This is a genomic window from Neobacillus jeddahensis (genome assembly GCF_000612625.1).
GTDB classification, from domain to species: Bacteria; Bacillota; Bacilli; order Bacillales; family Cytobacillaceae; genus Neobacillus; species Neobacillus jeddahensis.
This window is the reverse complement of sequence record NZ_CCAS010000101.1, coordinates 1-8397: the sequence shown is the minus strand read 5'-3', so window position 1 is coordinate 8397 and position 8397 is coordinate 1. Positions and strand designations below refer to the sequence as shown.

General features: G+C 39.0%; 10 protein-coding genes. 2 read left to right on the top strand and 8 right to left on the bottom strand.

Features of this window, described 5'->3' with window-relative positions; translation table 11 throughout:
* Positions 1-300: 300 nt before the first annotated feature.
* Positions 301-438 carry a hypothetical protein gene (locus tag TY15_RS24545; protein ID WP_157042286.1) on the top strand — a complete coding sequence of 46 codons (138 nt, stop codon included), beginning with the start codon at positions 301-303 and terminating at the stop codon, positions 436-438.
* Between the two features lie 66 nt (positions 439-504).
* Here the strand turns inward: TY15_RS24545 and TY15_RS22345 are convergent, their stop codons facing one another.
* The 6 genes from TY15_RS22345 to TY15_RS22320 all read right to left on the bottom strand — a co-directional run bounded on the left by TY15_RS22345 (position 505) and on the right by TY15_RS22320 (position 5305).
* Positions 505-1275 carry a class I SAM-dependent methyltransferase gene (locus tag TY15_RS22345; protein ID WP_040208772.1) on the bottom strand — a complete coding sequence of 257 codons (771 nt, stop codon included), beginning with the start codon at positions 1273-1275 and terminating at the stop codon, positions 505-507.
* A 95-nt stretch (positions 1276-1370) separates the two neighbouring features.
* Complete coding sequence (locus tag TY15_RS22340; protein ID WP_040208771.1) at positions 1371-2132, bottom strand: exodeoxyribonuclease III; 762 nt, start codon at positions 2130-2132, stop codon at positions 1371-1373.
* 182 nt (positions 2133-2314) lie between these two features.
* Positions 2315-3097 (bottom strand): divergent polysaccharide deacetylase family protein, encoded by a 783-nt coding sequence (locus TY15_RS22335; protein WP_040208770.1) that lies wholly within the window; start codon positions 3095-3097, stop codon positions 2315-2317.
* 118 nt (positions 3098-3215) lie between these two features.
* On the bottom strand, positions 3216-3656 hold the full coding sequence (locus tag TY15_RS22330) for a peptidylprolyl isomerase (RefSeq protein WP_040208768.1): 441 nt from the start codon (positions 3654-3656) through the stop codon (positions 3216-3218).
* Between the two features lie 241 nt (positions 3657-3897).
* A complete protein-coding gene (locus TY15_RS22325; RefSeq protein ID WP_244440987.1) occupies positions 3898-4242 on the bottom strand; it encodes a CBO0543 family protein in 345 nt (114 codons plus the stop codon).
* 31 nt (positions 4243-4273) lie between these two features.
* Positions 4274-5305 carry a DUF2515 family protein gene (locus TY15_RS22320; protein WP_081799496.1) on the bottom strand — a complete coding sequence of 344 codons (1032 nt, stop codon included), beginning with the start codon at positions 5303-5305 and terminating at the stop codon, positions 4274-4276.
* A gap of 172 nt (positions 5306-5477) precedes the next feature.
* Between TY15_RS22320 and TY15_RS22315 the strand changes: the two genes are divergently transcribed.
* Positions 5478-7346, top strand: coding sequence for a terpene cyclase/mutase family protein (locus TY15_RS22315; protein ID WP_040208765.1), 1869 nt, complete (start codon positions 5478-5480; stop codon positions 7344-7346).
* A gap of 32 nt (positions 7347-7378) precedes the next feature.
* Here TY15_RS22315 and TY15_RS22310 read toward each other — a convergent pair whose 3' ends face one another.
* Both TY15_RS22310 and TY15_RS22305 read right to left on the bottom strand, forming a co-directional pair.
* Positions 7379-7885, bottom strand: coding sequence for a mismatch-specific DNA-glycosylase (locus tag TY15_RS22310; RefSeq protein WP_040208764.1), 507 nt, complete (start codon positions 7883-7885; stop codon positions 7379-7381).
* A 49-nt stretch (positions 7886-7934) separates the two neighbouring features.
* On the bottom strand, positions 7935-8397 hold a 463-nt coding region (locus TY15_RS22305), incomplete at its 5' end, for a YitT family protein (protein ID WP_042375619.1).

The following is an 8397-nucleotide window of genomic DNA, read 5'->3' as shown; positions in this document are numbered from 1 at the left end:
AACAATCTAGTTCGTCTACTAAACTATCATTTAGCGACATTTATTATTCTAACATAATTTTTCACACTATGTCAACACTCTTCTTCAATTGTTTTTGTTAATTTTACTAAAAAACAATATTCATATGAGCGACGATATTTATCGTACAACCTACATCCAAATTCGTCAATATTTTTTTTGTGTATTTACCTAATTATTTAGGTCATTTTGATGAAACTATATCTATAAAAAGGGAAACATTAAGATTAGGAGCAATTTTTCTAGGCTAGAATATTTTAATAAGAAGGAGTTGATTGCCTCATGAGTTTCTACCCACAAAAACAGGAAGATACTAACCCATTTCTTCAACAAAATGACCAAGAGCAACTAGAAAACCTACGTCAAAATGATAAATCACCTGAGTTTGATGAAATCGGAACACCCCTTAACGCTTTATAAGAAGTAAAAACCGTATGCTCCCAAGGCATTACGGTTTTTTACTCTAATAGGTTATTAACATTGCTTTTAATTCTTCTTTGCCCTTAAAATAATCGCTTCGCCTTGAAAAGAAATAACCTGATCTCCAGAGAATACAATATTAAACTTATCCTTAATCATTTGAGAAGCATTTAGGAAGTAGTCCGCTAATTTCCCCTTCTCTTCTACAGATAATTTCATGCGGTTACACCATGAGTCAAAATGAAAGGTTTTAGCAAAACGATGCCATTCATGAATCTCAAATCCAACCACTTCAAGCATACGAAGCCATTCACTCTTTTTCCAAGCCCGGAAATGGCTGTAGTCTCGCCATTTTTCAATTGTATTATAAAAAAGATCAAATTCATCCAATTCTGGGACTACGTTATCATCCAATAAAAATTGACCACTAGGAGTAAGGACCCGATAAACTTCTTCAATAAACTTATTTACATCAGGAAAATGATGGGGTGCGATCCTACACGTGACTAGATCAAATACCTCGTCTGTAAATGGTAGATTTTCTGCATCCCCTTTTCTAAACTCTACATTTTGGTGACCATTACTAAGTATGAATTTTTCAGCAGCAGCTAACATTTCGGAGGTTAGATCCAGAGCTGTTACCCTTTTTACATAAGGTGCAAAAGCATTGGCTGTATGACCACCGCCTGTTGCAACATCAAGCAACTGTTCTTTTCCATTCAAGCTAACCAAATCCAGAAGCTTTTGCAAATCGTTTCCCTCTTTATGAATGGCACTATTAACATAGGAATCTGCACTTTTTCCAAACTGTTTTTGTACATCTCTTTTAATACTCATGTCTCAACCTCCCACAAACACTTTATAAGCTAACTATATAACAGGTATGCTATAAAGAAAATTACAGGTATTTAATGGTTGATCATAAGGAAAACTTATTGATTATCCTTTATTTCAAGGATAACAGGACAGTGGTCACTCCCCAACACATCGCAATGAATATCTGCTTTAGAAAGTCGCTCTGACAATCTTTCAGAAATGATAAAGTAGTCAATTCGCCAACCGATATTCCGTTCACGAACTTTGTTCATATAGCTCCACCATGTATAAGCACCTTCCTGATCCGGATGAAAATAACGATAAGTATCGATAAACCCTTTCTCAAGTAAGGTACTCATCTTTTCACGTTCTTCATCAGTAAACCCAGAATTTCCGATGTTAGGTTTAGCATTTTTTAGATCGATCTCTTGGTGAGCTACATTTAAATCCCCACAAAGAATGACTGGCTTCATTTCATCCAACCCCTTCAAATGCTGAAGAATTTTGTCCTCCCATTCCAGACGGTAGCCAATCCTTGCAAGATCTCTTTGCGAATTAGGAGTATAGACATTCACCAAGAAAAAATCTTCAAATTCTAGTGTGAGAATTCGCCCCTCCCCTTCACTCTCGTCCTCACCGACTCCATACTGAACGGAGATAGGTTTTTGCTTTGTAAATACCGCTGTCCCAGAATACCCTTTTTTGACCGCATAATTCCAGTATTGGTGGTATCCATCTAGTTCAAGACTAATTTGCCCTTCTTGAAGTTTAGTTTCCTGCACACAAAATATATCAGCGTTCACCTCTTGAAAGTAATCTAAAAATCCTTTTTTAACACATGCTCTTAGTCCGTTAACATTCCAAGATATTAATTTCATGTAATCTATTCCTGCTCCCTTACTAGTTGATTTTATTTAGAAAGACTCTATTTATTGTGCTCATGAATAGGTGATATTTTACCAGTTTAAGTCCTTGAGGAAAAGAAATTCGTTTGTGATTCTTTCTTTAAATCATGAGCAACACTTCTACTCAGCAAAAAAAGGCAAGCTTGGCTGCCTTTTTATGGTACAAGATGCTTTTGTGTTAACTCACCTGCAAAAAGTTCTGAGATAGGGACGATCTTGATGTTTCTTCTTTTAAATTCATCTGTGGATTGAAAAATTCCAACTGAGCACACCTTTCCTGTTACACCAACATGACCAATTGCAATGCCTCTCCCCTTGATTTCTGTAATCTTCGCCAATCTAATCATTTGTTTTCGAACATACGAAGAAGAAGAAATATCATCAAGAAAAACATCCCTTTTTAAAAGTGGGACTCCTAGTTCTTTAGCAATTTCAGGGAATTTTGTACCGGGGCTTGTCCCACTATCAATGATAAATAAATTCTTCTCTTTTGCCACTTCTACAATCGTACGGACAATTTCTTCGTCTTCAACGGCGCGAGAACCCATATGGTTATTAAGGCCAACTGCATACGGCACACTTTTTATAGCCTCCTCCACTCGCTGCCGCACCTCTTCCTTTGAAAGGTCAACTGTGATCGGTTTTGGACCTAGCCATGAGCGCTTACCTCTTTTGGGTTCCATAGGTAAATGCACCATGACCTCAAAGCCGTTTTTATGAGCCCATTCAGCATGTGCCTTTGAATTTTCCGTAAATGGCATAACTGCTGCTGTAATCGGAATCTGGCCTTCAAGGAAATCTCGAACTCCTCCTGTCCCTCCACCAAAATCATCAATAATGATGGCGGCCTTCAGTTCTTTTGTCACCTTTGTTTCATTTGCATTTGTGTGGAGTGGAAATAACAAGAAGGGAATAAGTAAAAACGCAAACTTTTTCATAGTAACCCCCAAAATTAAATTCTGAAGTTAATGTACCCGTTTGCATTTCTATTTACTACAAATTCTCATTTTTAATGATAATAAAAAAGAGAGCTAGCACTAGCCCTCCTTCAAATACTTATTCAGCGTCAAATACCTTTACTTCTACCATTTTATCACCATTGCGCATTGCTTTTGCTGCTTCTAGCCCAGTAGTCACTTGACCAAAAACAGTGTGAACACCGTTTAAATGTGGTTGTGATTCATGGACAATGAAAAATTGACTTCCGCCTGTATTTTTGCCAGCATGTGCCATAGACAATGATCCTGGTACATGTTTATGCGGATTCCCCTCTGTTTCACAGTTGATTGTGTAACCAGGACCGCCCATACCAGTACCGGTAGGATCTCCTCCTTGACTTACAAAGCCAGGAATTACTCTGTGGAAGATTACTCCATCATAAAATCCTTCATTTGCTAATTTTTCAAAGTTAGCTACAGTACCAGGTGCTTCATTTGGAAATAAATCAAACTCGATTTTTTCGCCATTTTCCATTACTATGTATCCTTTTTTCGCCATTGGAAACACTCCTTTATGTAAAAATCATTTTTATCATACACTTTTACATGAAGAAAAGAAAGTGTACCGTACTCAAATTACATATCATATTCATATTTTCACGATGACTGTGATATAATAAGAAGGCCCCTACCGAACATTCGCTTGTTGCGGGACACTTAACCACTGTACGGACGGTAGGGGCCTGTTGCTACAAATGTAGCATCAAGAAAGCCGGGACGTTTGTCTCGGCTTTTTATTGTTATTTAACCCTCTTTTCCATCCAGCTATTAATTATTGACACAATCGTCAAAAAGATCAAATAGCCGAAAAATGTATATAAGTGCTTCCATTCATCACTATGATCAAACCAGCCCAAAACTTCAGCCAGTTTTTCAAGAATAGGCATTAGCAAACTAACAAACAGAAGGATGCCAATTCTTCCCCATTTGGTTACCTGCGTAATACACCATAAATAAACGAAAATAAGAACTGGCAGGCCTACTAAAGTGAAAGCAATATTAATCGAGAAAATCTCTGGAAATGGTCGGTGTGGAAACTGATAGAATTGCTTCCCGACAAAATATAAATCTAAATACGTTCCCATCAAACAAGCAACTACCATGCAGACGAAAAACCTAAAAGGTAATCGCCTTTTTAGCCAAAGTTGCCAATTCAAGTCGTTCAAGTGTTTTACAGTATTCATGTTTAATCTCCCCGTCTAACGATTCACCATTTTCTGTTAAATACTCCACCACCCGCCAGTCATCAAACCAGTCCCCTTGCTCCGCTTCTGGTTGATTAACATTTTTCCAGGCATTTTCAACTGTTGGACTATATATCTTTCTAGCGCCCGCTCTAAGCTGACATGCTTTCAGACGAAGCTGATAAGGGAACCCTGGCGTCCCTTCGTTCACATTATTAAAAACATGTGGCCAATAATCCTTTCGTGATCCTGTATGTGGATGGGTTCTGGCCCATTTAAACACATCTCTGTATACCTCCTGATTTTCAAACAGAATACTATACAGCCGTTTACCTAGTAAAATTCGTTCTCTTAAAGATTCAAATTGGTGAAGTGTTTGTCCCACCATATTTCTTGCACCATTAGGGAATAAAATATGGTTAAAGGACAACCAGTCCTGCAACATAAACTCAAATTTATTCAAAACATCCTTTTGATAGTGTGGATTTCGGACCACTCTTTTTTCGAGATAGCTCTGCTCATTAATCACCAAGGCGATTGCTAATAAATATGTATCCTTTGATCGCCAAAATTCATTCCATATCGTTTCCATGAATGTCGAAACATTAATGGAGGTACATAAATGAAAAAGTGGTCTTCCTTGCCTTAACCCTTCCTCATACAATAAAAATTGTGGATAAACGTCTTGGAAAATCAGCCAATTCCCTCTTTCTAAAAAGTTAAAAAACAAATTTCGTTCTTTTTTAGCCATCAAGCGAGGTAAAAACTCTCCCTTTAGGTCCGTCATATTCCAGCCGCCATTACGCGAAACCATATGCCCTAAGAAAGCCCACTTGACCTCTGGGTGGCGCAAATAGAAATCAAGATAAGCCTTCGTTCTAGTAACGTTATTTAGATTATATTCCTGTGTTGTCCGTTTAATTCTATCGAGTAGGTCCTTTTCATGATTGGCTAAAGGAAGCATGGAAGCTGTTGATTTACTTTTTTTCTTCAATTCGTCCGTAATCCTTTGTAGTGGCGTGATTTCTCGGTTTCGGATAAAAAAAATAGCTCATTACCTCCCTTACGAATTCTCCTTCCCTGATGAGAATATGTATAATTGAGAAGATTTTTTGGGAGAGGAAGGTGAAGGCAGAATGATTGATACGAAAAAAGGCATAGATTGGATTGTTGAGGTGCTTCGAAAAGACCAATCCCCCGACGGCTCATGGGATTATCCATTTGATACCGGCATTTCTACTGATGCATATATGATCATTCTATTACGGACGTTGGAATTACATGATGAAGAATTAGTCAAAGGGCTTACAAAACGGATAGTAAGCAAACAGGAAAAAAACGGGGCATGGAAGCTATTTTATGATGAAGGAAAAGGAAATCTGACAGCGACTGTTGAGGCATACTATGCCCTTCTATACTCTGGTTACTATCAGAAGAATGATGAAAGGATGTTGGCCGCGAAACGGTTTATTTTAGAAAATGGCGGCTTGGAAGAAGTCAATATGTTTACTAAAGTTATGCTCTCATTAACAGGGCAATACAAATGGCCAGCCTTCTCACCACTGCCTATTGAAGCAATCCTTCTACCACTTTATTTTCCAATCAATTTTTATTCATTTTCCGTATTTGGTCGGGCCAATCTAACTCCGATCTTGATTTTGGCTGATAAAAAATTTACGATCAAGACAGAGAAAAGCCCAGATTTGGCCCATCTTCATTTACATCGCTTCGAAAATGAACAGGAGTGGAGTCGTTCTGAGGAATACCGCTCCTTCTATTCCTATATCGAAGAGGGTGTCAAAAATTTATTAGGTCTTCCTGACCAGTTGCATCAATTAGCTCTCGAGCGAGCGAAAAAGTATATGCTGGACCGAATTGAACCGGATGGGACGTTCTTAAGCTATTATAGCTGTACGTTTCTAATGATTTTCGCCCTCCTCTCACTTGGATATAAAAAGTCAGACCCGATAATAACAAAAGCAATCAACGGAATTAAATCCATGAAGTGTGAGATTGATGGTATGCCCCATATGCAATATACCACTGCCAATCTGTGGAACACCTCATTGATTAGCTTTGGATTGCAGGCAGCTAAGATCACACCTGATGACCCCATGGTGGTCCAAGCGAATCGGTACTTATTAGAGCGCCAACATCATCAGTTTGGCGATTGGGTGATTCATAACCCAAAGACGCTACCGGGAGGCTGGGGATTTTCACATGTGAATACAATGCTTCCAGATGTGGATGATACATCGGCCGTTCTTCGTTCCATTTCCCGATTTGTTCCCCCAGAGCTCCAAGCCTGGGAACATGGTCTTTCCTGGCTCCTGTCTATGCAAAATGATGATGGCGGTTGGCCAGCTTTTGAGAAAAACACCAATTCCAAATTATTGCAGTTTCTTCCGATTGAAAAAGGAGAATTCATCCTTTCCGACCCGACGAGCGCCGATTTAACTGGCCGAACACTTGAATTTTTAGGAAACTATACCAATTTATCTCGAGATCATTCCACCATCAAAAAAGGGGTTAACTGGATAATGAAACATCAGGAGCAGAACGGATCTTGGTACGGTAGGTGGGGGATCTGTTATTTGTACGGAACATGGGCCGCTCTTACCGGACTCGCTGCAGTCGGCGTATCACCTAATCATTCGACGATACAAAAAGCAATAAAATGGTTATTGTCGGTTCAAAATCAGGATGGTGGTTGGGGAGAATCGTGCCAAAGTGACAGTAAAAAGAGGTATGTTCCCTTACAAGTGAGCACGCTTACCCATTCGGCTTGGGCCCTTGATGCGCTTATTTCGATGTCAGAAAAAACCACCCCTGTTATTGAAAGAGGCCTGAACTATTTACTAGGATCACTTGAAAAAGTAGATTGGACGACTGCGTATCCAAAAGGTCAGGGCATGGCTGGAGGCCTCTATATTCATTATCACAGCTACCGCTATATTTTCCCTCTGATCACTTTTGCCAATTATCAAAAAAAATTTGGTTTTTAAATGACATCGACGGAACTTTCCGTCGATGCCTTTTATTTATGTATCAATTTAGTAAGTTGTTGGTAGATCTCGACAATTTCATCCATTTTCATTCTAACCAGGCCACTTGAAGATGGTGCGACAAAGTCCATGACCCCCGGCACAATGGACTCTTGTTGAATTCCCCAAGGTGCCATTTTTCGGCCACTATATTGCTGGTAGACGCCTTTTCCGACAAAGCAAACTGCCTTCGGTCGGTACTGTTTAATTTTCTGTTTTAATAGTCGCCGCCCCTCTCTATACTCCTCCTTCGTAATTTCATCTGCTGCCTTAGTCGGCCGTTGGACGATATTCGTAAAGCCAAACCCCAACTGTAATAGTTCTCCATCTTCAAAAGGTTCATACTTCCTTGTCGTTAGCCCTGCCTCAAATAATATTCGCCAAAACCGGTTATTTGGATTTGCATAATGGTGCCCCAGTTCACTGGAGCGAATACTTGGATTAAAACCAACAAATAAGATGACTAACTTTTCCTTTATATGATCATTAATCGGCTTCATATCCTATCTCCTCGAGATCATTTATTCCTCCATTTTACTCATGGATTATTTAATTTGTAAATATGGACTCCCTACGAAATAACGTGATCACCGTAGCCATTAGACCAATAATCGAAATAATCAGGAGCGAATAAAGCAACCTAGGATCATGTAGAACAAACAAACCGGTTAAAATGACCCCCATATCCATCGCAACCATGATTACCCCAACATTTAACTTTGTCCATTTTGCAAATAACAGCGCAAGTAAGTCCATTCCACCTGGACTGATATGATTTCTCAGCATCACGCCCATTCCGATACCAATAATCACAGCACCAATGATAACACTACTAATAATGGGTAAATGAATTAGTCCATTTAATGGGATGAGGAGATCTACCATTGTACCAGAAACAATCACCCCAAATAAGCCATTATAGAAATATTCGGGCTCTATTTTAAGGGCAAACAGATAAACCGGGATGTTTAGAAGAATGAAAGTCAGTCCTGATTGAAATCCCCATAGATAA